This is a genomic window from Streptomyces sp. NPDC014870 (assembly GCF_043081505.1).
Classification (GTDB): domain Bacteria; phylum Actinomycetota; class Actinomycetes; order Streptomycetales; family Streptomycetaceae; genus Streptomyces.
Genome location: NZ_JBIBWQ010000004.1, coordinates 547,980 through 572,076, shown reverse-complemented (window position 1 = coordinate 572,076; position 24,097 = coordinate 547,980). Strand labels below are relative to the sequence as shown.

Annotated in this window: 26 protein-coding genes; 7 read left to right on the top strand and 19 right to left on the bottom strand. The window is 71.3% G+C overall.

Annotated elements, in window-relative coordinates; genetic code table 11:
* Window positions 1-84 precede the first annotated feature (84 nt).
* Window positions 85-1,023, bottom strand: coding sequence for an AraC family transcriptional regulator (locus tag ACF09C_RS15095; protein ID WP_392091903.1), 939 nt, complete (start codon window positions 1,021-1,023; stop codon window positions 85-87).
* A gap of 100 nt (window positions 1,024-1,123) precedes the next feature.
* Here ACF09C_RS15095 and ACF09C_RS15090 point away from each other — a divergent pair, with 100 nt between their 5' ends.
* Together ACF09C_RS15090 and ACF09C_RS15085 are read left to right on the top strand one after the other, a co-directional pair.
* Window positions 1,124-1,363, top strand: a complete 240-nt coding sequence (locus tag ACF09C_RS15090; protein WP_392091902.1) for a hypothetical protein — start codon at window positions 1,124-1,126, stop codon at window positions 1,361-1,363.
* 36 nt (window positions 1,364-1,399) lie between these two features.
* Window positions 1,400-2,620: a TerD family protein gene (locus ACF09C_RS15085; protein ID WP_392091901.1), complete on the top strand. Its 1,221-nt coding sequence runs from the start codon at window positions 1,400-1,402 to the stop codon at window positions 2,618-2,620.
* A gap of 86 nt (window positions 2,621-2,706) precedes the next feature.
* On the opposite strand, the gene ACF09C_RS15080 is transcribed toward ACF09C_RS15085, so the two are convergent.
* Window positions 2,707-4,281 (bottom strand): TROVE domain-containing protein, encoded by a 1,575-nt coding sequence (locus ACF09C_RS15080; protein ID WP_392091900.1) that lies wholly within the window; start codon window positions 4,279-4,281, stop codon window positions 2,707-2,709.
* A gap of 351 nt (window positions 4,282-4,632) precedes the next feature.
* Complete coding sequence (locus tag ACF09C_RS15075) at window positions 4,633-6,075, bottom strand: alkaline phosphatase PhoX (RefSeq protein ID WP_392091899.1); 1,443 nt, start codon at window positions 6,073-6,075, stop codon at window positions 4,633-4,635.
* A gap of 89 nt (window positions 6,076-6,164) precedes the next feature.
* On the opposite strand from ACF09C_RS15075, the gene ACF09C_RS15070 reads away from it, so the two are divergent.
* Window positions 6,165-6,932, top strand: a complete 768-nt coding sequence (locus ACF09C_RS15070; RefSeq protein WP_392091898.1) for an SDR family NAD(P)-dependent oxidoreductase — start codon at window positions 6,165-6,167, stop codon at window positions 6,930-6,932.
* A 70-nt stretch (window positions 6,933-7,002) separates the two neighbouring features.
* On the opposite strand, the gene ACF09C_RS15065 is transcribed toward ACF09C_RS15070, so the two are convergent.
* Window positions 7,003-8,463 (bottom strand): hypothetical protein, encoded by a 1,461-nt coding sequence (locus ACF09C_RS15065; protein ID WP_392091897.1) that lies wholly within the window; start codon window positions 8,461-8,463, stop codon window positions 7,003-7,005.
* 224 nt (window positions 8,464-8,687) lie between these two features.
* On the opposite strand from ACF09C_RS15065, the gene ACF09C_RS15060 reads away from it, so the two are divergent.
* Entirely contained in the window at window positions 8,688-10,526 is a 1,839-nt protein-coding gene (locus ACF09C_RS15060) for an endonuclease/exonuclease/phosphatase family protein (protein WP_392091896.1), read from the top strand.
* 8 nt (window positions 10,527-10,534) lie between these two features.
* Here the strand turns inward: ACF09C_RS15060 and ACF09C_RS15055 are convergent, their stop codons facing one another.
* Window positions 10,535-11,245: an antibiotic biosynthesis monooxygenase gene (locus ACF09C_RS15055; RefSeq protein WP_392091895.1), complete on the bottom strand. Its 711-nt coding sequence runs from the start codon at window positions 11,243-11,245 to the stop codon at window positions 10,535-10,537.
* A gap of 83 nt (window positions 11,246-11,328) precedes the next feature.
* Here ACF09C_RS15055 and ACF09C_RS15050 point away from each other — a divergent pair, with 83 nt between their 5' ends.
* Entirely contained in the window at window positions 11,329-11,784 is a 456-nt protein-coding gene (locus ACF09C_RS15050) for a GNAT family N-acetyltransferase (protein WP_392091894.1), read from the top strand.
* A 9-nt stretch (window positions 11,785-11,793) separates the two neighbouring features.
* On the opposite strand, the gene ACF09C_RS15045 is transcribed toward ACF09C_RS15050, so the two are convergent.
* On the bottom strand, window positions 11,794-12,534 hold the full coding sequence (locus tag ACF09C_RS15045) for an SDR family NAD(P)-dependent oxidoreductase (protein WP_392091893.1): 741 nt from the start codon (window positions 12,532-12,534) through the stop codon (window positions 11,794-11,796).
* Window positions 12,535-12,676: 142 nt separating this feature from the next.
* On the opposite strand from ACF09C_RS15045, the gene dapA reads away from it, so the two are divergent.
* Entirely contained in the window at window positions 12,677-13,555 is an 879-nt protein-coding gene (gene dapA, locus ACF09C_RS15040) for a 4-hydroxy-tetrahydrodipicolinate synthase (RefSeq protein ID WP_392091892.1), read from the top strand.
* On the opposite strand, the gene ACF09C_RS15035 is transcribed toward dapA, so the two are convergent.
* From ACF09C_RS15035 to ACF09C_RS15020, 4 genes are all read right to left on the bottom strand, one after another.
* Window positions 13,540-13,761, bottom strand: a complete 222-nt coding sequence (locus tag ACF09C_RS15035) for a hypothetical protein (protein ID WP_392091891.1) — start codon at window positions 13,759-13,761, stop codon at window positions 13,540-13,542. The genes dapA and ACF09C_RS15035 overlap by 16 nt on opposite strands.
* Window positions 13,762-13,863: 102 nt before the next feature.
* Window positions 13,864-14,847, bottom strand: coding sequence for a 2,3,4,5-tetrahydropyridine-2,6-dicarboxylate N-succinyltransferase (gene dapD / locus ACF09C_RS15030; protein ID WP_392091890.1), 984 nt, complete (start codon window positions 14,845-14,847; stop codon window positions 13,864-13,866).
* A 43-nt stretch (window positions 14,848-14,890) separates the two neighbouring features.
* Window positions 14,891-15,520, bottom strand: coding sequence for a TetR/AcrR family transcriptional regulator (locus tag ACF09C_RS15025; RefSeq protein WP_392091889.1), 630 nt, complete (start codon window positions 15,518-15,520; stop codon window positions 14,891-14,893).
* Complete coding sequence (locus ACF09C_RS15020) at window positions 15,520-15,840, bottom strand: DMT family transporter (RefSeq protein WP_392091888.1); 321 nt, start codon at window positions 15,838-15,840, stop codon at window positions 15,520-15,522. Before ACF09C_RS15020 ends, ACF09C_RS15025 begins: the two co-directional genes overlap by 1 nt.
* 63 nt (window positions 15,841-15,903) lie before the next feature.
* Between ACF09C_RS15020 and ACF09C_RS15015 the strand changes: the two genes are divergently transcribed.
* Window positions 15,904-16,986 (top strand): oxidoreductase, encoded by a 1,083-nt coding sequence (locus tag ACF09C_RS15015; RefSeq protein WP_392091887.1) that lies wholly within the window; start codon window positions 15,904-15,906, stop codon window positions 16,984-16,986.
* Between the two features lie 9 nt (window positions 16,987-16,995).
* Here ACF09C_RS15015 and ACF09C_RS15010 read toward each other — a convergent pair whose 3' ends face one another.
* The 9 genes from ACF09C_RS15010 to ACF09C_RS14970 all read right to left on the bottom strand — a co-directional run bounded on the left by ACF09C_RS15010 (window position 16,996) and on the right by ACF09C_RS14970 (window position 23,958).
* Window positions 16,996-17,361 (bottom strand): VOC family protein, encoded by a 366-nt coding sequence (locus ACF09C_RS15010; protein ID WP_392091886.1) that lies wholly within the window; start codon window positions 17,359-17,361, stop codon window positions 16,996-16,998.
* A gap of 51 nt (window positions 17,362-17,412) precedes the next feature.
* The gene (locus ACF09C_RS15005; RefSeq protein ID WP_362014105.1) at window positions 17,413-17,751 is read right to left on the bottom strand and encodes a metal-sulfur cluster assembly factor; all 339 of its coding nucleotides are present in this window, start codon (window positions 17,749-17,751) and stop codon (window positions 17,413-17,415) included.
* Window positions 17,748-18,209 carry a Fe-S cluster assembly sulfur transfer protein SufU gene (sufU, locus tag ACF09C_RS15000; protein ID WP_362014103.1) on the bottom strand — a complete coding sequence of 154 codons (462 nt, stop codon included), beginning with the start codon at window positions 18,207-18,209 and terminating at the stop codon, window positions 17,748-17,750. The genes ACF09C_RS15005 and sufU overlap by 4 nt, the downstream gene beginning before the upstream one ends.
* Before the next feature lie 9 nt (window positions 18,210-18,218).
* Complete coding sequence (locus ACF09C_RS14995) at window positions 18,219-19,487, bottom strand: cysteine desulfurase (protein WP_392091885.1); 1,269 nt, start codon at window positions 19,485-19,487, stop codon at window positions 18,219-18,221.
* Entirely contained in the window at window positions 19,484-20,248 is a 765-nt protein-coding gene (sufC, locus tag ACF09C_RS14990) for a Fe-S cluster assembly ATPase SufC (protein ID WP_384521045.1), read from the bottom strand. The genes ACF09C_RS14995 and sufC overlap by 4 nt, the downstream gene beginning before the upstream one ends.
* Window positions 20,249-20,255: 7 nt before the next feature.
* Window positions 20,256-20,573, bottom strand: a complete 318-nt coding sequence (locus ACF09C_RS14985) for a bifunctional 3-phenylpropionate/cinnamic acid dioxygenase ferredoxin subunit (protein ID WP_362014099.1) — start codon at window positions 20,571-20,573, stop codon at window positions 20,256-20,258.
* Window positions 20,573-21,754, bottom strand: coding sequence for a Fe-S cluster assembly protein SufD (gene sufD, locus ACF09C_RS14980; RefSeq protein ID WP_392091884.1), 1,182 nt, complete (start codon window positions 21,752-21,754; stop codon window positions 20,573-20,575). Before sufD ends, ACF09C_RS14985 begins: the two co-directional genes overlap by 1 nt.
* Before the next feature lie 63 nt (window positions 21,755-21,817).
* Window positions 21,818-23,233 (bottom strand): Fe-S cluster assembly protein SufB, encoded by a 1,416-nt coding sequence (gene sufB / locus ACF09C_RS14975; RefSeq protein WP_362420079.1) that lies wholly within the window; start codon window positions 23,231-23,233, stop codon window positions 21,818-21,820.
* Window positions 23,230-23,958, bottom strand: a complete 729-nt coding sequence (locus tag ACF09C_RS14970) for a helix-turn-helix transcriptional regulator (RefSeq protein WP_392091883.1) — start codon at window positions 23,956-23,958, stop codon at window positions 23,230-23,232. Before ACF09C_RS14970 ends, sufB begins: the two co-directional genes overlap by 4 nt.
* Between the last annotated feature and the right edge of the window lie 139 nt (window positions 23,959-24,097).

Sequence of the window (24,097 nt, the reverse complement as noted above, 5' to 3'; positions counted from 1 at the left end):
CAGAGGGAACGCTACGGCGGTGACAGGGACCCCCGCGATCCGCTCAGCGCGGCGGCCATCCGCGGAACGCGGCCGGTCCGCCGCTCATAGCGTCGAGCGCAGCGTCTGGGACGGCGTCTCCCCGAACCGCGTGCGGTACTGCGCCGCGAACCGCCCGTGGTGCGTGAAGCCCCAGCGCCAGGCCACCTCGCTCACGCTCAGCTCCCCCGGCCCCGCGCCCCGCAGCTCCTGGTGGACCCGTTCGAGCCGGACGTCACGGACGTACGCCATCGGAGACATGCCCACGCACTCCCGGAACGACTCCTGGAGCCTGCGCACGCCCACCCCGGCCAGCTCGGCCAGCTCCGTCGTGGTGAAGGGGTGCTCGGGGCGGGCCCGTACGGCGTCCATCGCGCGCTTCACGGACACCGGCCGCAGCTGCCCGCCCGGGTGGGCCAGCTCGTCCCGCCACGGGTGGTCGGCCGCCAGCAACAGCCCGTTGAGCAGGGCCTCCTGGAGCGGACGGGCGACCAGCGCGTGCTGGGCCAGGCCGTCCCCGGCGAGCGCGTCGCGCGCCACCTGGAGGGCGAAGCGCGCCCAGGCGCGACCGGGGCCGCCGGTGAGGTCCAGGTACGGAGCGAAGGCGAGCCGGGCGCGCGGCGGGCGGCCGATGAGCCGTTCGAGCCGCTCGCCCAGCGCGGCCGCGTCGATCTTCACGGAGAGCGTGCGGCAGTCGCCGCTCCAGCGCTCCAGGACCGTGTCGCCGTACGGGTCGAGCACCACGGCCTCGCCGGCCGTCGCGACCACCGGCGCGGCCCGGCCCTGGCGCAGTTCCATCGTCCCGCCGAGCGGCGCGTTGACGTGGAAGGCCCCGAGTTCACCGAAGCGCATCCGCACGTCGGCCCCGCACGACAGGTCACCGATGACCAGCGGCCCCAGCTGCACGGTGTCGAAGGTCGCGGCGAAGGGACGTTCCCGTTGTTCGATGACGTCCATGAAGTTGGCGTAGTAGCGCGCGTCGATCTCCTGCCGCGCCTCGTCCACGTCCCGTGTCCTGAAAGAGCTCCCACCCACGGGCCACAAGAATACGATCATCGCGAAATTCGCTGGGAGGCGGCCGCCCTCGCACGGCACCATGGCCGCCATGCCCCGACCTCATGGATTCAGCTACGCGCAGCGCGCGGACGGCACCGTCGTGATCACCCATCAAGGGCGCGCGGCGAGCACCCTGCGCGGCGGACGCGCCGAGAAGTTCCTGGCGGAGGTGGGAGTGGGCGACGACCAGCTGGTCATGGCCCGCTGGACGGGCGCGTACAAGTTCGGCAACGAGCGCGCGGCCCGGAACCACCCGCGTAACCGGAGTGGCCGAAGGGACCCCAGGTAAGGGAACGGCAAAGCCGTCTCGCTCGTTACCCCTGGCATGACCGCTATGACCCCCGGCTCGAACATCCCGCTCACCGCCGCGCGCGTGGCGGTGGACGTCGCCGCTCCCGTACGGCTCGACGTCTCGGGCCTGCTGCTCGGCGCCAACGGCAAGGTGCGCTCCGACGACGACTTCATCTTCTACAACCAGCCGGCCGGCCCCGGTGTGACCTACCGCTCCGGCGGCGGCACGGCCCCCGACGCGATCGTCGTGGACACCGGCGCGGTGCCGCCGGGCATCGAGAAGATCGTCGTCACGGCGAGCCCGGACGCCGCGGGCCAGACCTTCCAGGGCATCGAGCCCACGGCGACCGTCCGGAACGCGGACGACGGCAGCGTCCTCGCCACCTTCACCCCGCCCCGGCTCGGTGCGGAGACGGCGCTGGTGGTCGTGGAGATCTACCTCCGCAACGGCGCCTGGAAGGCCCGCGCCGTGGGCCAGGGGTATGCGAACGGCCTCGCTGGCATCGCCACCGACTTCGGCGTCTCGGTGGACGAGGAGCCGGCCGCCGCCACGCCCGTGGCGCCCCCCGTCGCGCCGCCCCCGCCGGCCGCCCCCGTCGACCCGCGGGTCGCCGCCCCGACGCCTCCGCCGCCGCCCGCTCCCCCGGCGGCCCCCGCCGCCGCCCCGGTCTCCACGGGCAAGATCAACCTGGACAAGGGCCGGGTCAGCCTCCAGAAGAACCAGACGGTCTCCCTGGTCAAGGGCGGCCGCCCGCTGCTCACCCAGGTCAAGATGGGCCTCGGCTGGGAGCCCGCGTACCGCGGCAAGGACATCGACCTCGACGCCTCCGTCATCGCGTACGGACCCCAGCGCAACCACCTGGACAGCTGCTACTTCGGCAAGCTCTCCATCCTGAACGGCTCGATCAAGCACTCCGGCGACAACCTGACGGGCGAGGGCGCCGGGGACGACGAGGTCATCGTCGTGGACCTCGGCCGGCTCCCCGCCGACGCCACGGGCCTGGTCTTCACGGTGAACTCCTTCTCCGGCCAGAAGTTCACCGAGGTCGCCAAGGCCTACTGCCGGCTGATGGACGCGGCGACCGGCGAGGAGCTGGTCCGCTTCGACCTGACGACGGCGGAGCCGCAGACCGGCGTGATGATGGCCAAGCTCATCAAGCAGTTCTCCGGCGAGTGGGAGATGACGGCGCTCGGCGACTTCGTGAAGTCCCGCACGGTCCGGGGCATGGTGAAGCCCGCCGCCCAGGCGCTCTGACGCTCAGCGGTACGAGGAAGGGCCCGCCGGTCGGTGACCGGCGGGCCCTTCGTCACAGCTCACGGCTCACAGCTCCCGGCCACAGGTCACAGCCAGGGCCAGTCGGCCCGCCCGCCGGCCTCCAGCAGCGGGACCATCCGGAACGCGGCGTCGGTCAGTCCCGCGAAGGTGTGGCGCCGGCCGGTCCCCGAGGGCGCGTGGCCGACCCGGTGGCCCGCCAGGTTCCAGGTGTAGACCGGCACCTGGTCCGGCACCTGCGCGGTCGGGTCCCCCCGGTGGCTGTACGCCGCCTGCTCGTCGGTGACGATCAGGACCCGGTCGTGCCCCTTGTAGTGCGCCCGCACCGCCTCGGTGGTGTTCGTGCCACCGAGGTCGCCGAACCGGTCGAGCACCTTGAGCACGGACTCACCGGCCTGGTACGTCACCGTCCGGCTGCTCGTGCCGAACTCCACCAGGTCCGCCTCGGCTGCCCGCATCGCCACGGCCGTGCCGAACACGGCCGCCGCGTCGGCCCGGTTGAGCTCGGAGCGGTTGGAGAGCCGCGACCACATCGAACCCGAACGGTCGACGAGGACCAGCGTCCGGCCGGGCAGCGCGGGCACGTTGGCCAGCGAGTGGCCGAGCGCCCGCTCCAGCGGGTACGCCCAGCGCAGCGAGGGCGCGTGCCGGTACGCGGCGAGGTAGCGGAACGGGAACTGCCGGGAGGCGGCGACCTCCGCCGGGTCCGCGACCCGGGCCGCGACCCGGGCCGCGACCTCGTCGGAGACGCCGGCCTGGTCGAAGTTGCGCAGGTTCCGCAGCAGCGCCATGGCGCCCATGGACGGGATGACGGCCTCCCAGGCCGCCGCGTCCATCGGCCCCTGCAGCCAGCCCGCCAGCGCCTCCCAGGTCATCCCGGCCGCGGCCAGCCGCTCCGCCCCGCCGGGTCCGGTGACCACGGCACGCCGCTCCTCGACCGGGAGCGCCATGAGGGCCCGGTGCGCGGTGAGGACGGTGCCGGCCTCCGGGGGCACGGCGGTCTCGGGGTGGTGGCGCCGGTCGAGCGCGTACCGGAACAGCTCGCCCTGCCACGCCTTCTCGGGGTGGGGCGTCGCGTGCACGAGGTTGAGGACGTCGCCGAAGCGGTAGCCCTTGGACTCCGTGTCGTACTTCAGCAGGGACTTCGCGGAGTACAGCCGCCGTACGGCGTCGGCGACGCCCCGCTTGACGGGCTTGGGGATGTTCCGGCCGTACGTCGCGGTCCAGTAGCCGAGCAGTTCGCCGGGCTCGTCGGCGCGGAGCAGCACGGAGTCGACGACCTGCCGGTTGGTGGGGCCGGTCTCGACGCCCGCGTCGAGCCGCGCCCTGACGTACTCGGCGGCGCCGACGAGGGAGGCGGTACGCATGTGGGCGTCCCTCCGCAGCCAGCCGAGCAGGCCGGCCGTCCACTCCGGGTCCTCGACGGCCAGCTTCCGTACGAGGGCGGCGAAGCGGTCGTCGCGCTCCTCGCCGCTCTCGTAGAAGGTCTTCTGCGTGACGAAGTTGGCCACCGCGAGCAGGAAGAGTTCGGAGCGCGGGTCGCGCAGGACACCGGTGCCACCCTGATGCGTGCGGGCGGGGGCCGCGGAGGTCACCGGGGACGTCGCGCGGGCCCTGGTGGCGCGGAGGTTGAAGCGTGCCATGTGAATTCCCCCGAATTCATGCGTGCGGGGACGGCACAGGGTTCAGGGACGACGAGGGTGCCCGAGATCAGGAGTCGACGACGGCGACAAGTCAGCTGCTCTAACCGATTGAGCTACACACCCCAGGGGTGCGACGGGACTCGAACCCGCAACCCGCTGATCCAGGAAGTATCCGTCGCCTGCGCACCGGGCACCCTCGTGTCCATGCTGTGCCTCCCGAGATCAAAAGGGGCGGCGGCGTGATTTCGTGGAAGAAGGAGCCGCAGCCGGCGCACCGGGAGGTGCATGAGTGAGACCTTAGGCGGGTGGCACGCCCACCCGCCAGGGGTTTTTCCGGCGGCTGACGAGCGGTCAGCGGCGCGGCTGGCGGCGCCAGGGGCCCGTGATGGCGACCATGATGCCCGGGTCCTGGATGTTGGCGAAGAGGGTGTCGCCGTCGGGCGAGAAGACGACGCCGGTGAACTCGCTGTCGTTCAGGTCGTTGCGCGCGATCGGGTAGGTGCGGCCGCGCTCGGTGGCGCCGAAGAGGTGCTGGACGCCCTCGCCGTCCTCGGCGATCACGAGCCCGCCGTAGGGGGAGACGGTGATGTTGTCCGGGCCGTCGTAGGCGCCGTCCTTGTCCGGGTCGGGGTTGACGCCCAGGAGGACCTGGAGGGTCAGGGTGCGCCGCTTGGGGTCGTAGAACCAGACCTGGCCGTCGTGCGCCGCGCCGGGGCTCTCCTCGCGGGCGTACGAGGAGACGATGTAGGCGCCGCCGTCGGCCCACCACATGCCCTCCAGCTTGCGGGCGCGGGTCACCTCGCCGGGGCCGAACTGCTCGCGGACCTCGACCTCACGGCCGTCGCGGTCCGGCACGTCCACCCAGTCCACGCCGTAGACCGTGCCGATCCGGGTGGCGCGGGAGAGGTCGTCGACGAAGCGGCCGCCGGAGTCGATGCAGCGGGGCGCCTGCAGGACGCCCGCGTCGTCGGCGAGGGTGCGGAGCCTGCCCCGGCCGTGCTCGAAGCCGCGCGGCGGCACCCAGCGGAAGAAGAGGCCGTTGGGGCCCGAGGCGTCCTCGGTGAGGTAGGCGTGACCGCGCTTGGGGTCGATGACGACCGCCTCGTGGTCGTACCGGCCGAAGGCCTTGATGGGCTTCGGGGCGCGGTTGGCGCGGCGGTCGCGCGGGTCGACCTCGAAGACGTAGCCGTGGTCCTTGGTCATGCCGTTCTCGCCGGCCCGGTCGGAGTTCTCCTCGCAGGTGAGCCAGGTGCCCCAGGACGTACGGCCGCCGGCGCAGTTGGTCGAGGTGCCGGCGATGCCGACCCACTCGGCGACGGTGCCGTCGCGGTGCACCTCGACGACCGTGCAGCCGCCGGACGCGGCGGGGTCGTAGACGAGCCCCTCGGTGAGCGGGACCGGGTACTTCCACTTGGAGCGGACGCCCTTGAGCTCGTGGTTGTTGACGAGCAGGGTCGTGCCGCGCGGCCCGGCGAAGGTGGCGGTGCCGTCGTGGTTGGACGGGGTGAACTCGCCGGACTCCAGCTTGGTGACGCCGCTGTGCGTGATGACCCGGTACGTGAACCCGGCGGGGAGCGCGAGGACGCCCTGGGGGTCCTCGACGAGCGGGCCGTAGCCGAGCCGGTGGTCGTGGTGCCGGTCGCCGGAGGCCGTCCGCTCCTCGGCGTCGAGGCGGTCGTCGGGGGTGGCGAGCGCCTCGGGCGCGGTCGCGAGCGCCGCGACGGTGCCGGTCAGGACGAGGCCCGCTCCGGCGGCGGTGGACTGCTTGGCGAACTCTCGGCGGTTGAGGGGCATGGCGTGGTCGTCTCCCTGTCGTCACCCGGTGTCGGGGCACACGGTCCCGCCCGCGTATAAACGACAGTTGAACAGAGAGGCGGCCTTCCATGAACCTGCCCACCACCGGACGGCGCGTCCTCGTCAGCGGCGCCTCCCGGGGCCTCGGCCGCGCCGTGGCGCGGGCCTTCGCGGAGAACGGCGACCGGGTCGCCGTCCACTACGGCTCCCGCGCCGACGAGGCGCGGACGACCCTGGCGTCGCTGCCGGGCTCCGGACACGTCCTGGTCCAGGGGGACCTGGCGGATCCGGCGGGCGCGGCGGCGGTGGCGGACGCCGCGGCGGAGGCGCTGGGCGGGATCGACGTCCTGGTGAACAACGCGGCGGTCAACGAGCGGCACCCGCTGCCGGAGACCCCGTACGACGACTGGGTGGCGATCTGGCAGCGGCACGTCTCGGTGAACCTGCTCGCGACGGCGAACCTCAGCCACCTGGCGGCCCACCGCATGATCGCCCAGGGCGGGGGCGGCAGGATCGTCAACATCGGCTCCCGGGGCGCGTTCCGGGGCGAGCCCGACCACCCGGCCTACGGTGCGACCAAGGCCGCCGTCCACGCGCTGGGCCAGTCCCTGGCGGTCTCGCTCGCCCCGCACCGCATCGCGGTGGCGTCCGTCGCGCCCGGCTTCTTCGCCACGGAGCGGGTGGCGCCGCGTCTCACGGGTGAGGAGGGCGACGCCATCCGCGCCCAGAGCCCCTTCGGCCGGGTGGCGACCCCGGAGGAGATCGCCGCCGCGGTCCTCTGGCTCGCGTCCCCGGCCGCCGAATGGTCCTCGGGCACGATCCTGGACCTCAACGGCGCGTCCCACCTACGGACGTAGCCGACCCCCCTCGGCCCGCCCGAGGGGCACCGCGGGGCCACCCGCCCTGCGGCGAAGCCCCCGGAACCCCTCACGCGCCGCCGCGGGACCTCGCCTTGAAGGCCGCCTTGCGGGCGTCCTTCGCCGCGGTCTTGTCCGGGTGCAGGCGGCCCATGGCCTCCAGGACCTCCGCCGTCGCCGGGTGCTCCACACGCCAGGCCGCCTCGAAGAAGCCGCTGTGGCGGCCCGTCAGGCCCTCGATCAGGTCCCGCAGCTCGTCCAGTTCGCCCCGCGCGTCCAGCTGGGCGGCGATCGTGTCGATGGCCAGCCAGAAGATCATCGCCTCCGAGGGCGCCGGCACGTCCGCCGCCCCGAGCTCCGCGAGCCAGACCCGGGCCAGCCCGCCCAGCTCCGGGTCGTCGAGCACCTCCCGTACCGCCGGCTCCGCCTCCGCGCCCACGAGCGAGAGCGCCTGCTGGCAGTGGAGCCGGCGCAGCGGGGAGCCCTCGTCGGCGCCGCGCGCCGCGCCGAGCAGCTCCCGTGCCGCGTCCACCGGGTTCCGGCCCTCCAGCCAGCCCACGGTCTCGGCGCGCGCCGCCGTCTCCGGGTAGGACGCGAGCCCGTCGAGGAGCGCGTCGGCACCCTTGTCGGCCAGTTCGCCGACGGCCGGCGCGTCCACGCCCGCCTCCAGCATCCGGGCCCGGACGCCGTAGAGGCCGAGCGGGGTGAGCCGGACCATGCCGTACCGGCTGACGTCCTCGTCGTCGAGCTCGTCGGTCTCCTCGAACCGCGCGACGGTCTCCTCGCCCTCCTCGACCATCAGCGCCTCGTCGACGGGCTGGTACGCGACGAGCCCGATGGGCTCGAGGAGTCGGAACTGGTCGTCGAGGCGCATCATCGCCTCCGAGACCTGCTCCAGGACGTCGTCCGTCGGCTCGCCCATGTCGTCCGGGACGATCATCGACGCGGCGAGCGCGGGCAGCGGCACCGGGCCCTCGCCCGGCCCGCCCTCGCCGACGGTGAGCAGGTACAGGTTGCCGAGCACGCCCTCCAGGAACTCGGCCTCCTCCTCCGGGTTCCAGTCGAGCCGCTCGAAGTCGATCTCGCCGTCCTCGCCGATCACGTCCGCGATGTCGTCCAGGACGGGCGCGGTGGCGTCGGCGAACACCACGTCCAGCGCGTCGAGCCAGATCCCGAGGACGTCGAGCGGCGCCCCGCCGGTGAGGACCGCGAGGTTCTCGCCGACGCTCACCCCGCCGGGGGCGTCGTCGTCGCCGTCCTCGGCCTCCACGAGCCCGGTGTCCACCGCGAGGCGCCAGGCCTCGCTCGCGTAGGCCTCGCCGTCCTCGTCCGCGCCGAGACCCAACACCTCGGCGGCGGCGGGCAGTTGCTCCTCGACGAGTTCGCCGCCCGCACCGACCCGGGTCTCCGGGCCGGCCCAGCGGGCGAGCCGCGCCGCGCGGGACAGGAGGGGTGTGGCCAGGGCTTCCCGCGCCAGCTCCGCGTCCGAGTGCAGCTGAACGGGGGGCAGGATGGGGTGGTCCGGTGCCATCTGCGGTCTTCTCCTCGAAGGGCGTGTGAGCCTGGGTGGCGATCCGTACGCGCCGCGCGCGCCGAACGCGCCTCAGCGTAGACGCTTTTCCCGATCCACCTTCCGGTTCATGGAGCCGTCAGCCTTCGTACACCCGTCGAGCCTTGACAAGTGACCCGCCCAGCAAAGAGATTGACGCGCGTAGATCCATCGACCGATTCTCCAAGCGTCTCCGGAGCACCCTCATGCCTTCCTCCATACCGAGATCCGCGGCCGTCGCCGCCGTCGTGTCGGCCGCGCTCGCGGCCGGACTGCTCGCCTCCTCCGGCAGCGCCGCGGCCGAGGACACCGCCGCCGTCCGCATCCACGACATCCAGGGCACCACCCGCGTCTCGCCCCTCGTCGGGACCCAGGTCACCGGCGTCACGGGGATCGTGACCGGTGTGCGGACGTACGGCTCGCGCGGCTTCTGGATCCAGGACCCGCAGGCGGACGACAACCCGGCCACCAGCGAGGGTGTTTTCGTCTTCACCAGCTCCGTCCCGACGGTGGCCGTCGGCGACTCCGTCAGCGTGAACGGCACGGTCGGGGAGTACGTCCCGGGCGGCCTGAACTCCGGCAACCAGTCGGTGACCCAGATCTCCAAGCCGACCGTCACCGTGGTCTCCTCCGGCAACCCGCTGCCTGCCCCCGTGACGATCTCCGCCTGGTCGGTCCCGAGCGCGTACGCCCCCGAGGGCGACACTGCGGCGGCCGGCTCGATCAACGGCCTCACGCTGCAGCCGCGGAAGTACGCCCTGGACTACTACGAGTCCCTGGAGGGCACCAACGTCCGCGTCGGCACCTCCCGCGTGGTGGGCGCCACCGACCCGTACGCCGAGCTCTGGGTGACGGTGAAGCCCTGGGAGAACCGCAACTGGCGCGGTGGCACGGTCTACGGCTCGTACACCGCGCAGAACACCGGGCGGCTGCAGATCCAGTCGCTGACGCCGATCGCCCAGCAGCCCTTCCCCAAGGCGAACGTCGGTGACGTGCTCTCCGGGTCGACCGAGGGCCCGCTGGACTTCAACCAGTTCGGCGGCTACACGCTGACCGCCCGCACCCTGGGCACGGTCGTGGACCGCGGCCTCGAGCGCGAGGTCACCGACAAGCAGCACAAGAACGAGCTGGCGGTCGCGACGTACAACGTCGAGAACCTCGACCCGTCCGACCCGCAGGAGAAGTTCGACGCGCTCGCGAAGGCCGTCGTGGAGAACCTGGCCTCGCCCGACATCCTCGCCCTGGAGGAGATCCAGGACAACACCGGCGCGAAGAACGACGGCACGGTCGCCGCCGACCAGACGGTGAAGAAGTTCACCGACGCCATCGTGGCGGCGGGCGGCCCGGCGTACGAGTGGCGCTCGGTCGACCCGGAGAACAACAAGGACGGCGGCGAGCCCGGCGGCAACATCCGCCAGGTCTTCCTCTTCAACCCGGAGCGGGTCTCCTTCGTCGACCGCGCGGGCGCGAGCGCGACCGCCGCGACGGGCGTGGTGCGCGGCGCGACCGGCCGCCCCGAGCTGACGCTCTCCCCCGGCCGCATCGACCCGGCGAACACCGCCTGGGAGAGCAGCCGCAAGCCGCTGGCCGGCGAGTTCACCTTCCGGGGCCGTACGGTCTTCGTGATCGCCAACCACTTCGGCTCCAAGGGCGGCGACGAGTCGCTGACCTCGCACCACCAGCCGCCGGTCCGCTCCTCCGAGGCGAAGCGACTGCTCCAGGCGCAGTCCGTGAACGCCTTCGTCAAGGACGTCCTCGCGATCCGCAAGGACGCCGACGTCGTCGTCGCCGGTGACATCAACGACTTCGAGTTCTCCGCGACGACGAACGCGCTGACGGACGGCGGGGCGCTGTACCCGGCGGTGAAGTCGCTGCCGCGCTCCGAGCGGTACTCGTACGTCTACCAGGGCAACAGCCAGGTCCTCGACCAGATCCTGACCAGCCCGGGCATCGGCCACTTCGAGTACGACAGCGTCCACATCAACGCGGAGTTCGCCGACCAGAACAGCGACCACGACCCGCAGGTCCTGCGCTTCCGCCCGTAGAGCCCCGGCTACGCGCCCGCCCGGAGACTCAGGGCGGGCGCGTAGCGCCGTACGCCGCCGCCGACGACTCCGGGGTAGGACTGCACCTTCGCCCACTGCGGGGTCGCCGAGCCGACACCGTCCCCGGGCCGGGCGAGCGCGTCGATGTGGGCCTGCTCGCTCTCCCACTCCGCGTAGTTCAGGACCCTGGTCCCGTCGGTGGAGAGGTGGAAGTGGCCCGCGATGCCGCCGGGCACGGGCGCCGGGTCCGTCTCCATCGCCTCGAAGACCCCGTCCACCCAGTCGCGCTGGCGCGCGGCGTCCGGGCCGTCGAACTCGACGTCCACGACGACCACGCAGCCCGGGATCCTGGCGTCCTGGGCCGGGAGCGAGCGGTAGGGCGGCGCGAACCGGTGGAGTACGACCCGCTCGATTCCGGGCACGGCCGCGTCGATCTCCGCGTTCCGGTCGTCGCGGAAGGTGCGGACGAACTCCTGGTGCGCCTCCGCGTCGGTCCACTGCGAGTAGTGGAGCAGGGTCTCGCCGTCGGTGCCGAGGTACACCGAGTACGACAGCAGACCGAGGTCGGGCCAGTCCCGGCTCTGCCAGGCCTTGGCGATGGCGTCGACCGCGGCCCGTTGCCGCTCGGGCGTGCCGACCCGCCAGGTCGTGACGAGCACGAGCCCGACGCCGGGGCGCGTGAGGTCGGGACGGGCGTCGGTCTTGAGTTCGGCGTTCATGAGGGAAGCTCCTGTCGTCGGATGACTCCACCCTCCTACCTCAAGCATGCTTGAGGTCAAGCGCCCATGGGAGACTTCCGGCCATGCTCCTGCGCCCCGCCACCCGTGCCGAACTGCCCGCCGTGCTCGCGCTCCTGGCCGACGAGGAGCGGGTCGTGGACCCCGCCTCCGTCCTCGTCACCGAGGCGTACGAGCGGGCCTTCGCGGCGATCGAGGACGACCCGCGCAACGAGATGCTGGTCCTCGTGGACGAAGGCGAGGACGAGGACGTGGTCGTCGGCTGTCTGCAGGCGACGTACATCCCCGGTCTCGGCAAGGGCGGCGCCGAGCGGGCGCTGATCGAGGCGGTCCGGATCAGGGCCGACCGGCGGGGCGGCGGGCTCGGCCGCGAGCTGATGCGCCGCGCGGTGGAGCGAGCGCGCGGACGTGGCTGCGCGCTCGTCCAGTTGACCAGCGACAAGCGCCGGTCGGAGGCCCACCGTTTCTACGCCTCCCTGGGCTTCGCCCGCAGCCACGACGGGTTCAAGCTCGCGCTCTGAGCCGCCGGGTCAGCCCAGCAGGTGGCCGCCACCGTCGACGAGCAGCACCTCGCCGGTGATGTACGAGGCGTTGGTGAGGTCGTGGACGGCAGCGGCGATGTCCTCGGGCCGCCCCACCCGGCGCATCGGAACCGCCCCCGCCACATGGGCCTTGGCCTCGTCGGCGCCCTCCACGCCGTCGAACCAGGGGGTGTCGATGAAGCCCGGCGCGACCGCGTTGACCCGGATGTCGGGGCCGAGCGTCTTCGCGAGCAGCTTCGTCATGTGGTTGACCGCCGCCTTGGAGACGGCGTACGGGATGGAGCTGCCGCCGGGCCGGACGCCGGCCTGCGAGGAGATGTTCACGACGCAGCCCGCGCCGCCTGCCCGCAGGTGCGGGACGGCCGCGGTGACGGTCTGCCAGACCCCGATGACGTTGACGTCGTACAGCCGGCGCCAGACCTCGGGCGAGGCCGCCGCCAGGTCGTCGTGCGGGATGAAGCGGGTGGTGCCCGCGCAGTTGACGAGGATGTCGAGCCGTCCGTACGCCTCGACGGCCGCGGCGACGAGGGCCGCGGACTGCGCCTCGTCGGAGACGTCGGCCTGGACGTAGACGGCGTCGGGCAGTTCGGCGGCGAGCGCCTTGCCCGCCTCGACCGATCGGCCCGAGTTGACGACGACCCGGATCCCGGCGGCGGCGAGGCGACGGGCGACGGCTGCCCCGATGCCCGAGGACGAGCCGGTGACGAGTGCGACGCGCTGTTCGGTCATGGTGTGGTGTGCTCCCTGCTGGCCTGGTCCTCCTGTCGCGTCCCGCCCCGATCATGCCAGACCGCACACTTCAGCACTGCTTACCTCTCACCCCAAGCAGAACTAAGTGGACCTTCACCGTCGAGCCCCGCAGACTTCTCGAATGAGCACTGAACGCCCCTTCGGCCGGGCCCTCTGCGCGATGATCACCCCCTTCACCGCCTCGGGCGAGCTGGATCTCGACGCCGCCGGCGTGCACGCCGCCCACCTGATCGCCGAGGGCTGCGACGGCCTGGTCCTCAACGGCACCACGGGCGAGTCCCCGACCACCACCGACGCCGAGAAGGCCGCTCTGATCGAGGCGGTCCGCGCGGCCGTCGGCCCCGGCCCCTCGGTCGTCGCGGGCGTGGGCACCTCCGACACCCGTCACACGGCCGAGCTGGCGCGCCAGGCCGAGAAGGCGGGCGCGGACGGGCTCCTGGTCGTCACCCCGTACTACAGCCGTCCCCCGCAGGCCGCCGTCGAGGCCCATTTCGTCAAGGTCGCGGAGGCGACGGACCTGCCGGTGATGCTGTACGACATCCCGGGCCGCACCGGCACCCGGATCGAGCCCGCGACGATGCTGCGGCTCGCCGACCACCCGAACATCGTCGCGGTCAAGGACTGCGCCTACGACCTGCTGGGCTCCTCGAAGGTGATCGCCCGCACCTCGCTCGCGTACTACTCGGGCTGCGAGGAGCTGAACCTGCCGCTGTACGCGGTGGGCGGCGCCGGATACGTCAGTACGGTGGCCAATGTGGCGCCGCGTCAGCTGCGGGCGGTGCTCGACGCCTTCGACCGGGGCGACACGGCGGAGGCGGCCCGGCTGAACGGGCTCACGCTGCCGCTGGCCGAGCTGATGATGGCGGCCGGCCTTCCGGGCACGGTGACGGCGAAGGCGCTCCTCGGCGACTACGTCCGGGAACCGCTGCAGCCCGCCGACCGGGAGGCGGTCGACGGGCTGCGGGCGGCGTACGAGGATCTGGTTCAGTCGAACACGTAGGTGGTGCCGAACAGCGCCGCGTGCTCCAGGACGTCCTCCAGCGGGTCATCGATCTGACCGGTGTGGAGCGTGAGGCTGGGGCCGTTCTGGATCGTCGGGCCGTTGTGCGTGCGCGTGTGCGTCTCGTCCGCCGACGCCGCCCCCACGGGCAGCAGTACGGCGGCGGCCACCGCCAGGGCCCCGACAACGATGGGCCTCGTCCTCATGTCGACTCCTCGCCTTGTCTGTTCGTGTGACTCCACGTCGTTCTGTTAACGCAGAGTCACACGTCCAGGTCACGTGCGGGGCGTCGGCACTTCCGACCGCCGTCAGTTGTGGCTGTGCAGGATCTCGTTGAGTCCGCCCCACACCGCGTTGTTCGGGCGGGCCTCGACGGCGCCGGTCACCGAGTTGCGGCGGAAGAGGATGTTGTCGCCACCCGAGAGCTCCCGGGCCTTGACGACCTGGCCGTCGGGCATCGTGACGCGCGTACCGGCGGTGACGTACAGACCGGCCTCGACGACACACTCGTCGCCCAGGGCGATGCCCACGCCCGCCTCGGCGCCGATGAGGCAGCGCTCGCCGATGGAGATGACGACGTTGCCGCCGCCGGAGAGGGTGCCCATGGTGGAGGCGCCGCCGCCGATGTCGGAGCCGTCGCCGACGACGACGCCGGCCGAGATCCGGCCCTCGACCATGGAGGTGCCGAGCGTGCCCGCGTTGAAGTTGACGAAGCCCTCGTGCATGACGGTGGTGCCGGCGGCGAGGTGCGCGCCGAGGCGGACCCGGTCGGCGTCGGCGATCCGGACGCCCGCGGGGGCGACGTAGTCGGTCATCCGCGGGAACTTGTCGATGCTCGTCACGGCGAGGTGCAGGCCCTCGGCGCGGGCGTTGAGGCGGACCTTCTCGACGTCGTCGACGGCGACCGGGCCGAGCGAGGTCCAGGCGACGTTGGCGAGCAGGCCGAAGACGCCGTCCAGGTTCTGGCCGTGCGGCCGGACCAGGCGGTGGCTGAGCAGGTGCAGGCGCAGGTACGCGTCGTGGGCGTCGAGCGGCTTGTCGTCGAGCGAGGAGATGACGGTGCGGACGGCGACCACCTCGACGCCGCGGCGGGCGTCCACGCCGAGGGCCTTGGCCGCGCCCTCACCGAGGGCGTTGACGGCGGCGTCGGGCGTGAGCCGCTCGGTTCCGGCGGGCCCGGGGGCGTCGGTCAGCTCGGGGGCGGGGAACCAGGTGTCGAGAACGGTGCCGTCACCGGCGATGGTGGCGAGGCCGGCGGCGACGGCGCCGGTGGTGCGAGGAGCAGTGGTCATGCGGAAAACCTAACGGTCCGAGCGGCGCCCGGGCCAACCGGTCTCAGGTGTCGGTCGACGCCTCCGGCGTTTCCGACGACACCCGGGCCGCCCCGCTCGTGGGATCCCCCGGGGCGCCCGGGCGGTCCGCCAGGAGCCGGGCCAGCATGGCGCGGGCGTACGCCTCGTCGTACTCCGCGCCCGTCAGCAGCACCTGCAGACAGATGCCGTCCATCAGGGCGACGAGGGCGCGGGCGGTGACGGGGTCGGTGTGGCGGGAGAGTGCCTGGGTGACGGCCTCGGTCCACTCCGCCGCCACCGGGCGCAGGGCGGGCCTGCGCAGGGCGGCGAGGTAGAGCTCGTACTCCAGCTCCACCCCGGTCCGCTCGCCGCCGACCCACTCCCCCATCAGCCGGGCGAGGGTGCCGGCGAGGTCGGCCTCCATGGCGGGGAGCGCGGCGCGCTCGCGCAGTTGGCGGCCGAAGCCCTCGTTGGCCTGGCGCAGCGCGGCGACGAGGAGTTCGTCGAGCGAGGCGAAGTGGTACGTGGTGGAGCCGAGCGGCACGTCCGCCTCGGCGGCGACCGTACGGTGGCTCAGCCCGGCGATGCCCCGGGCGCCGACCACGCGCAGCGCCGCGTCGACGATCCGCTGCCGCCGCTCGGGGTCGTGGCGCCTGGCCCGCGCCGCGGCCATCAGTGGGCTCCCCCCAGGTTGAGCACGAGGACGCCCGCGACGATGAGGACCACCCCGGCGATCTTGGCGGTGTTGAGGGTCTCGTTCATGAAGAGGATTCCGATCATGGCGACGGCGGCGGTGCCGACGCCGGACCATATCGCGTAGGCCGTCCCCACCTGGAGGGTCTTCAGCGCCTGCGCGAGCAGGGCGAAGGCGATCACATAGCCAAGACCTGTGACGACCGACGGCCAGAGCCTGGAGAAGCCCTCGCTGTACTTCATGGAGACCGTCGCGACGATCTCGGCCGTGATGGCGCCTGCCAGCAGTCCGTATCCCATGTGTACCAGCGTACACAACGATGTGTACGGCCGTACACAACGGCGGTCGATATCGTATGGGGCATGACAATTCCCACGGGGTCCTACGGTGGTTACGGCTACGGCTACCCGCCGCCGCCCCCTCCGCCGAAGCCCGGCGTGATACCCCTGGCGCCACTGGGTCTGAGCCAGATCCTGACCGGCGCCTTCGCCACCATCGGCCGCCACTGGAAGCAGCTCCTCGGCGTGGCCGCGGCCGCCTACGGCGGGGCCCTGCTGCTGCTCGGCGCAGCCGTCTCCATCGCCTACGCGGTGGTCTCCGACCACGTCCCCCGGGTCTTCGACCTGCCCGGCGGCCAGGAGCCGAGCTGGGACGACGGCCGCCCGCTGCTGATCGCGTTCGGCGCCGTGTGGCTGGTGGCCATGGTCGGAATGCTGCTCGCGAGCGCCGTGGTGTACGCGGCGTCCCCTGCCGTCCTCCAGGAGGCGGTGCTCGGCCGGCGGACGACCTTCGGCGCGATCTGGCGCCGCTCCTGGTCACGGGTTCCGGCCGTGATCGGCACGGTCCTGCTGTCCGCGCTGGTCGTCGTGGTTCCCATGGTGCTCTTCGTGCTGGCCGTGGTCGGCTTCGTGGCGGCGATCGTGGCGTCGGGCTCCTCGTCCGACGCGGGGGTGTTCTCGCCCGTCGTGGCCACGGTGTTCTTCCTGCTGGCCCTGGCCACCATGCCGCTGGCCACCTGGATCTGGGTGAAGGTCAGCCTGGCGCCCTCGGCGGCCGTCTTCGAGAACCAGGGCGCGGTGGCCTCGCTGCGGCGCTCCAACGAGCTGGTGCGCGGCTCGTGGTGGCGGATCTTCGGCGCGCTGCTCGTGGCGGGGATCATGTCCTCGGTGGCGAACTGGATGATCCAGCAGGTGCTCAGCCTGCTGCTCTCGGTCCCCGTCTCGTTGACGGACACCACCGACTTCGACACCCCGGGCGAGGTACTGCTCGCCTTCGCGCCGGTGATGGTGGTCCTCGCCCTGTGCGCGATGGCGGCCCAGGCCTTCTGCTCGTTCTTCCCGCCCCTGGTGACCAGCCTGGTCTACGTCGACCAGCGGATCCGCAAAGAGAACCTGGCCCCGGCCCTCGCCCAGGCGGCCGGGACGCCGTACCCCTTCACCGGCTGAGCCGGCGCCTCAGTCCGTCAGGGACCGCTTCGGCCTGAGCACGCAGAACTCGTTCCCCTCGGGGTCGGCGAGGACGGCCCAGGTCGCCTCCGGACCGGCCCCGACATCCACGCGCCGGGCACCGAGGGCGAGGATCCGCTCGACCTCGGCGTCCCGGTCGTCGGGCGTCAGGTCGAGGTGGAGCCGGTTCTTGACGGTCTTGGACTCGGGCACCCGCAGGAAGCACATCCCGGGCAGGGTGAACTCGTCGGCGCCGATGACGACCTCGTGCTCGTCCTCGTAGAGGACCTTCCAGTCCAGGACCTCGGCCCAGAACCGGGCCTGACCCGAGATGTCGTGCGAGTCGACGGTGACGTGGTACATGCGAACGGCCATGATCACCAGTCTGCCTGGTGATCATGGCCGTGCGCGAGAGGGAGTCCGCGATCAGACGTTGAAGCCGAGCGCGCGCAGCTGCTCGCGCCCGTCGTCCGTGATCTTGTCCGGTCCCCACGGCGGCATCCAGACCCAGTTGATCTTCAGCTCGCTGGCGATGCCGTCGGTGGCGGCCTTCGCCTGGTCCTCGATCACATCGGTCAGCGGACAGGCCGCCGACGTCAGGGTCATGTCCAGCGTGACGACGTTGGAGTCGTCGATGTGGATGCCGTAGATCAGGCCGAGGTTGACGACGTCGATGCCCAGCTCGGGGTCGACGACGTCGTACAGCGCCTCGCGGATCTCTTCCTCGGAGGCCGGCTTCATGGTGGCCTCGACGTTCTCGGTCATGCCGACTTCCCTTCCGCGTCGCCCAGCGCCTGGGCCGTCGCGTCCTTCCACGCCATCCAGCTGAGCAGCGCGCACTTCACCCGGGCCGGGTACTTCGAGACACCGGCGAACGCGACCGCGTCCTCCAGGATCTCCTCCATCGCGTCATCGGGCTCGATCTGGCCCTTGGACTGCATCAGCTCCAGGAACGTGCCCTGGATCTTCTGCGCCTCGGCCAGCTCCTTGCCGACGAGCAGCTCGTTCAGCACCGAGGCCGAGGCCTGGCTGATCGAGCAGCCCTGACCCTCGTACGACACGTCCTCGATCCGCGAGCCGTCGTACTTCACACGGAGCGTGATCTCGTCGCCGCACGTCGGGTTGACGTGGTGCACCTCGGCGTCGCCGTCCCGAAGACCGCGCCCGTGCGGGTGCTTGTAGTGGTCCAGGATGACGTCCTGGTACATCGAATCCAGCTTCACGAGGTTCCCCTAGCCGAAGAAGTTCCGTACGTGCTCCAGACCCTCGACCAGCGCGTCGACCTCGCCGGGGGTGGAGTACAGATAGAACGACGCTCGCGTGGTCGCGGGAATTCCGTACCGCAGGCAGACCGGCCGCGCACAGTGGTGGCCGACCCGGACCGCGATGCCCTGCTCGTCGAGGACCTGGCCCACGTCGTGCGGGTGGATGTCGCCGAGCGTGAAGGAGATCGCCGCGCCGCGGTCCTCGGCCGTGGTCGGGCCGATGATCCGCAGGTCCGGCACCTCCTGGAGGCGGCGGACGGCGTACTCGGTGATCGCGTGCTCGTGGCGCGCGATGTTCTCCATGCCGATCGCCGACAGGTAGTCCACGGCCGCGCCGAGGCCGACGGCCTGGGCGATCGGGGGCGTACCCGCCTCGAACTTGTGCGGGGCCGGCGCGTAGGTGGAGGAGTGCATCGAGACGGTCTCGATCATCTCGCCGCCGCCGAGGAACGGAGGCAGGTCCTCCAGGAGCTCCTGCCGTCCCCACAGCACGCCGATGCCGGTCGGGCCGCACATCTTGTGACCGGTGAAGGCCACGAAGTCGGCCTGCAGCGCCTGCACGTCGAGCACCATGTGCGGCGCCGCCTGCGAGGCGTCGATGCAGACCAGCGCGCCGACCTCCTGCGCACGCCGGACGATCGTCTCGACCGGGTTGACCGTGCCCAGCAGGTTCGAGACCAGCGTGAACGAGACGATCTTGGTCTTCTCGGTGATGACCTCTTCGATGTTGGAGAGGTCGAGACGGCCGTCGTCGGTCAGGCCGAACCACTTCAGCTTCGCGCCGGTGCGCTGCGAGAGCAGCTGCCACGGCACGATGTTGGAGTGGTGCTCCATCTCCGTGATGGCGATCTCGGTCTCGTGGTCCACGCGGTAGGGCTCGTCGGCCCAGCCCAGCATGTTGGCCACGAGGTTGAGCGACTCCGAGGCGTTCTTGGTGAAGATCACCTCGTCGCGGCTCGGCGCGTTGATGAACGCCGCGACCTTGTCACGGGCGCCCTCGTACAGCGCCGTCGCCTCCTCGGCGACCGTGTAGACGCCGCGGTGGACATTGGCGTTGTGGCGCTCGTAGTACGTGTTGAGCGCGTCGAGCACCTGGCGCGGCTTCTGCGAGGTCGCCGCGGAGTCCAGGTACACGATCTTCTTGCCGTCGTGGACCACGCGATCCAGGAGCGGGAAGTCCTTGCGGATCGCCTCGGTGTCGAGGAGGCCGGAGAGCCCCTGATGGGCAGATGTCACGCGGATGCGCCACCCTTCACGTACTTGTCGTAGCCCTCGTTCTCCAGCTGGTCGGCGAGCTCGGCGCCGCCGGACTCGGCGATGCGGCCGTTCGCGAAGACGTGCACGAAGTCGGGCTTGATGTAGCGGAGGATCCGCGTGTAGTGCGTGATCAGCAGCGTGCCGACCTCGCCGGTCTCGCGGACGCGGTTGACGCCCTCGGAGACGATGCGCAGGGCGTCGACGTCGAGGCCGGAGTCGGTCTCGTCGAGGATCGCGATCTTCGGCTTGAGCAGCTCGAGCTGGAGGATCTCGTGGCGCTTCTTCTCACCGCCGGAGAAGCCCTCGTTGACGTTACGCTCGGCGAAGGCCGGGTCCATCTGGAGCTTCTCCATGGCCTCCTTGACCTCCTTCACCCAGGTACGCAGCTTGGGCGCCTCGCCGCGGACGGCGGTGGCGGAGGTGCGCAGGAAGTTGGAGACCGAGACACCGGGGACCTCGACCGGGTACTGCATGGCCAGGAAGACGCCGGCGCGGGCGCGCTCGTCGACCGACATCTCCAGGACGTCCTCGCCGTCCAGGGTCACGGTGCCACCGGTGATCGTGTACTTCGGGTGGCCCGCGAGGGAGTACGCCAGGGTCGACTTGCCGGAGCCGTTGGGGCCCATGATGGCGTGGGTCTCGCCCTGCTTCACGGTCAGGTCGACGCCCTTGAGGATCTCCCGGGGGCCGTTCTCGGCCTCGACGGAGACGTGCAGGTCGCGGATTTCAAGCGTTGCCATGGGTGACTCAGGACTCCTGGGTGACGGAGACGAGCACATCGTCCCCTTCGATCTTTACGGGGTATACGGGGACGGGGCGCGTCGCGGGAAGGCCGGACGGCTTGCCGGTGCGGAGGTCGAACGCGGAGCCGTGCAGCCAGCACTCGATCTGGCAGTCCTCCACCTCGCCCTCGGAGAGCGAGACGTTCGCGTGCGAGCAGATGTCGTGGATCGCGAACACCTCGCCGTCCGTGTGGACGAGGGACACCGGCGTGCCGTCGAGTTCCACCCGCTTCGGGGTGTCCTCCTCCAGCTCGCTCAGCGCACAGGCGCGTACGAAGGCCATCAGACGGACGCCTCCAGCTCGGCCTCGATCTTGGCGATGAGGCGCTCCTCGACGTCCGGCAGACCGATCTGCTGGACCAGCTCGGCGAAGAAGCCGCGGACGACGAGACGGCGGGCCTCGGCCTCCCCGATGCCGCGGGACATCAGGTAGAAGAGCTGCTCGTCGTCGAAGCGGCCGGTGGCCGAGGCGTGACCGGCGCCGGCGATCTCGCCGGTCTCGATCTCCAGGTTCGGCACCGAGTCGACCCGGGCGCCGTCCGTGAGGACCAGGTTCCGGTTGAGCTCGTAGGTGTCGGTGCCCTCGGCGGCGGCCTGGATGAGGACGTCGCCGATCCAGACGGCGTGCGCGTCCTGGCCCTGCAGCGCGCCCTTGTAGGCCACGTTCGACTTGCAGTGCGGGGTGTTGTGGTCGACCAGGAGGCGGTGCTCCTGGTGCTGGCCCGCGTCGGTGAAGTACAGGCCGAAGAGCTCGGCCTCGCCGCCGGTGGCCGCGTACTGGACCCGCGGGTGGATGCGGACGACGTCGCCGCCGAAGGTGACCACGACCGACTTGAAGGAGGCGTCCCGGCCGACCAGCGCGTTGTGCTGGGCGACGTGGACGGCCTTCTCGTCCCAGTCCTGGACGGAGACGACGGTCAGCTTGGCGCCGTCGCCGAGCACGTAGTCGACGTTGGCGGCGAGCACCGCGTCACCGGTGTGGTCGATGACCACGACGACCTCGGCGAAGGCGCCGAGCTCGATGACCTGGTGGCCGAAGGCGACCCCGCCCTCGCCGTGCACGGCGATGCGGATCGGCTCGGTGAGGACGGCCTCCTTGGCGACGGTGACGACCGAGGCCTTCTCGAAGGAGGAGTACGCCTGGGCGGCGACGCGGTCGACGGGCGTGCCGGCCCTGCCGAGCCGCTCGTCGTCACGGCCGACGGTCTCCACCGTGACGCCCTCGGGGGCCTCGATCTCGACCTTGACGCCCTCGCCGGTCGCGACGGCGGTGCCGTCGTGCAGGCCGCGCAGCCGCTCCAGCGGGGTGAACCGCCACTCCTCCTCGCGACCGTGCGGGACGGGGAAGTCCGCGACGTCGAAGGACGGGGGCGCGCTCATGCGCGTGGCGACGGTCGACTCGGCGGCCACCGCGATCGAGCCGGCGGTGGTGGAGCCCGCCGGGATGTTCTGAGCCTCAGCCATGGCTGTCGTGTTGCTCTCTTCCTCGTTACTACGCAAGTCGGTACGGACGGACGGTGGCGGGTGTCAGCCCACCGAGCCTTCCATCTGCAGCTCGATCAGCCGGTTGAGCTCAAGGGCGTACTCCATCGGGAGCTCCTTGGCGATCGGCTCGACGAAGCCGCGCACGATCATCGCCATGGCCTCGAACTCGGTCATGCCGCGGCTCATCAGGTAGAAGAGCTGGTCCTCGGAGACCTTGGAGACCGTGGCCTCGTGGCCCATGGAGACGTCGTCCTCACGGACGTCGACGTACGGGTAGGTGTCCGAGCGGGAGATCGTGTCCACGAGCAGCGCGTCGCAGAGCACGTTCGACTTGGCGCCCGGGGCACCCTCGCCGATCTCGATGAGACCGCGGTAGGAGGTGCGGCCGCCGCCTCGCGCCACCGACTTGGAGACGATGTTGGAGGAGGTGTTCGGGGCCATGTGGACCATCTTGGCGCCGGCGTCCTGGTGCTGGCCCTCGCCCGCGAAGGCGATGGACAGGGTCTCGCCCTTGGCGTGCTCGCCCATCAGGTAGACGGCCGGGTACTTCATGGTGACCTTGGAGCCGATGTTGCCGTCGACCCACTCCATGGTCGCGCCCTCGTAGGCCACGGCACGCTTGGTGACCAGGTTGTAGACGTTGTTCGACCAGTTCTGGATCGTCGTGTAGCGGCAGCGGCCGCCCTTCTTCACGATGATCTCGACGACCGCGGAGTGCAGCGAGTCGGAGGAGTAGATCGGGGCGGTGCAGCCCTCGACGTAGTGGACGTAGGCGTCCTCGTCGACGATGATCAGCGTCCGCTCGAACTGGCCCATGTTCTCCGTGTTGATACGGAAGTAGGCCTGCAGCGGGATCTCGACGTGCACGCCCTTCGGCACGTAGATGAACGATCCGCCGGACCACACGGCCGTGTTCAGCGAGGCGAACTTGTTGTCGCCGACCGGGATGACCGTGCCGAAGTACTCGCGGAAGAGCTCCTCGTGCTCCTTCAGCGCGGTGTCGGTGTCGACGAAGATGACGCCCTGCTCCTCCAGGTCCTCACGGATCTGGTGGTAGACGACCTCGGACTCGTACTGGGCCGCGACACCGGCGACGAGGCGCTGCTTCTCCGCCTCCGGGATGCCGAGCTTGTCGTACGTGTTCTTGATGTCCTCCGGCAGGTCCTCCCAGGACTCGGCCTGCTTCTCGGTGGACCGCACGAAGTACTTGATGTTGTCGAAGTCGATGCCCGACAGGTCGGAGCCCCAGCTCGGCATGGGCTTCTTGTCGAAGAGGCGCAGACCCTTGAGCCGCAGCTTCAGCATCCACTCGGGCTCGTTCTTCTTCGAGGAGATGTCGCGGACGACGTCCTCGTTCAGACCGCGCTTCGCGGTGGCACCGGCGGCGTCGGAGTCGGCCCAGCCGTACTCGTACCGACCCAGGCCCTCGAGCTCGGGGTGGCTGATCTCGGTGGTCATGCGGGGTTCCTCCCGGCCGTACTTGCGGATGCTTCTGATTCGGTGGTCTGTGGGGCGCTGTGCGGGATGAACGTCGTGCAGACGCCGTCACCATGCGCGATGGTGGCGAGACGCTGGACGTGCGTTCCCAGGAGGCGGGAGAAGATCTCCGTCTCCGCCTCGCACAGCTGGGGGTACTGCTCGGCGACATGGGCGACCGGGCAGTGGTGCTGGCAGAGCTGCTCGCCGACCGGCGCGTTCCGCGCAGTGGCAGCGTACCCGTCCTTGCTCAGCGCCCTCGCGAGCGCCTCCGTGCGCTGCGCCGGCTCCGCCGACTCGACGGCCTCGCGGTAGGCCTCGGCCTGGTGCTCGAGCCGGTCGCGGGCGAAGGCCGCGACGGCGGCTTCCCCTCCCGCGTTCTTCTCGATCCAGCGCAGGGCGTCCACGGCGAGCGAGTCGTACGACTGGTCGAAGGCGTCCCGGCCGCAGTCGGTGAGCGCGAAGACCTTGGCGGGGCGGCCGCGCGTACGGGCCCCGTACACGCGCTTCTCGCGGGCTTCGACGACATTGTCGGCGACGAGCGAGTCGAGATGCCGGCGGACGGCGGCCTGGGTGAGGCCGAGCCGCGTCGCCAGGTCGGCGACCGTCGACGGGCCGTGGTCGAGGATGGAGCGCGCGACGCGGTTGCGCGTGGAGCGCTCACCGGTCGCGAGTTCCTCCACGGGAGCCTCGCCGACGTTTTTCACAACGCCATTGTTGCGTAATTCCTCGGAGAGTGACAAGCGGCGTCCGGGTGGGCCCACGGTGCCGTGCATCACTCAGGTAAGGCTTACCTGACCTGCGGAAATGATCTCCGGGACGGCCGGCGGCCGCACCCGGCGAAGG

Coding starts and splice junctions, on each gene's coding strand:
- dapA (WP_392091892.1), top strand. CDS start 12,677: ATGAGCACTGAACGCCCCTTCGGCCGGGCCCTCTGCGCGATGATCACC.
- ACF09C_RS15015 (WP_392091887.1), top strand. CDS start 15,904: ATGACAATTCCCACGGGGTCCTACGGTGGTTACGGCTACGGCTACCCG.
- sufB (WP_362420079.1), bottom strand. CDS start 23,233: ATGACCACCGAGATCAGCCACCCCGAGCTCGAGGGCCTGGGTCGGTAC.
- ACF09C_RS15075 (WP_392091899.1), bottom strand. CDS start 6,075: ATGCCCCTCAACCGCCGAGAGTTCGCCAAGCAGTCCACCGCCGCCGGA.
- dapD (WP_392091890.1), bottom strand. CDS start 14,847: ATGACCACTGCTCCTCGCACCACCGGCGCCGTCGCCGCCGGCCTCGCC.
- ACF09C_RS15080 (WP_392091900.1), bottom strand. CDS start 4,281: ATGGCACGCTTCAACCTCCGCGCCACCAGGGCCCGCGCGACGTCCCCG.
- ACF09C_RS15035 (WP_392091891.1), bottom strand. CDS start 13,761: ATGAGGACGAGGCCCATCGTTGTCGGGGCCCTGGCGGTGGCCGCCGCC.
- sufC (WP_384521045.1), bottom strand. CDS start 20,248: ATGGCAACGCTTGAAATCCGCGACCTGCACGTCTCCGTCGAGGCCGAG.
- ACF09C_RS15090 (WP_392091902.1), top strand. CDS start 1,124: ATGCCCCGACCTCATGGATTCAGCTACGCGCAGCGCGCGGACGGCACC.
- sufD (WP_392091884.1), bottom strand. CDS start 21,754: ATGGCTGAGGCTCAGAACATCCCGGCGGGCTCCACCACCGCCGGCTCG.
- ACF09C_RS15045 (WP_392091893.1), bottom strand. CDS start 12,534: ATGACCGAACAGCGCGTCGCACTCGTCACCGGCTCGTCCTCGGGCATC.
- ACF09C_RS15010 (WP_392091886.1), bottom strand. CDS start 17,361: ATGGCCGTTCGCATGTACCACGTCACCGTCGACTCGCACGACATCTCG.
- ACF09C_RS15050 (WP_392091894.1), top strand. CDS start 11,329: ATGCTCCTGCGCCCCGCCACCCGTGCCGAACTGCCCGCCGTGCTCGCG.
- ACF09C_RS15025 (WP_392091889.1), bottom strand. CDS start 15,520: ATGGCCGCGGCGCGGGCCAGGCGCCACGACCCCGAGCGGCGGCAGCGG.
- ACF09C_RS15055 (WP_392091895.1), bottom strand. CDS start 11,245: ATGAACGCCGAACTCAAGACCGACGCCCGTCCCGACCTCACGCGCCCC.
- ACF09C_RS14985 (WP_362014099.1), bottom strand. CDS start 20,573: ATGGCCTTCGTACGCGCCTGTGCGCTGAGCGAGCTGGAGGAGGACACC.
- ACF09C_RS15020 (WP_392091888.1), bottom strand. CDS start 15,840: ATGGGATACGGACTGCTGGCAGGCGCCATCACGGCCGAGATCGTCGCG.
- ACF09C_RS15085 (WP_392091901.1), top strand. CDS start 1,400: ATGACCGCTATGACCCCCGGCTCGAACATCCCGCTCACCGCCGCGCGC.
- ACF09C_RS15060 (WP_392091896.1), top strand. CDS start 8,688: ATGCCTTCCTCCATACCGAGATCCGCGGCCGTCGCCGCCGTCGTGTCG.
- ACF09C_RS15065 (WP_392091897.1), bottom strand. CDS start 8,463: ATGGCACCGGACCACCCCATCCTGCCCCCCGTTCAGCTGCACTCGGAC.
- ACF09C_RS15005 (WP_362014105.1), bottom strand. CDS start 17,751: ATGACCGAGAACGTCGAGGCCACCATGAAGCCGGCCTCCGAGGAAGAG.
- ACF09C_RS15070 (WP_392091898.1), top strand. CDS start 6,165: ATGAACCTGCCCACCACCGGACGGCGCGTCCTCGTCAGCGGCGCCTCC.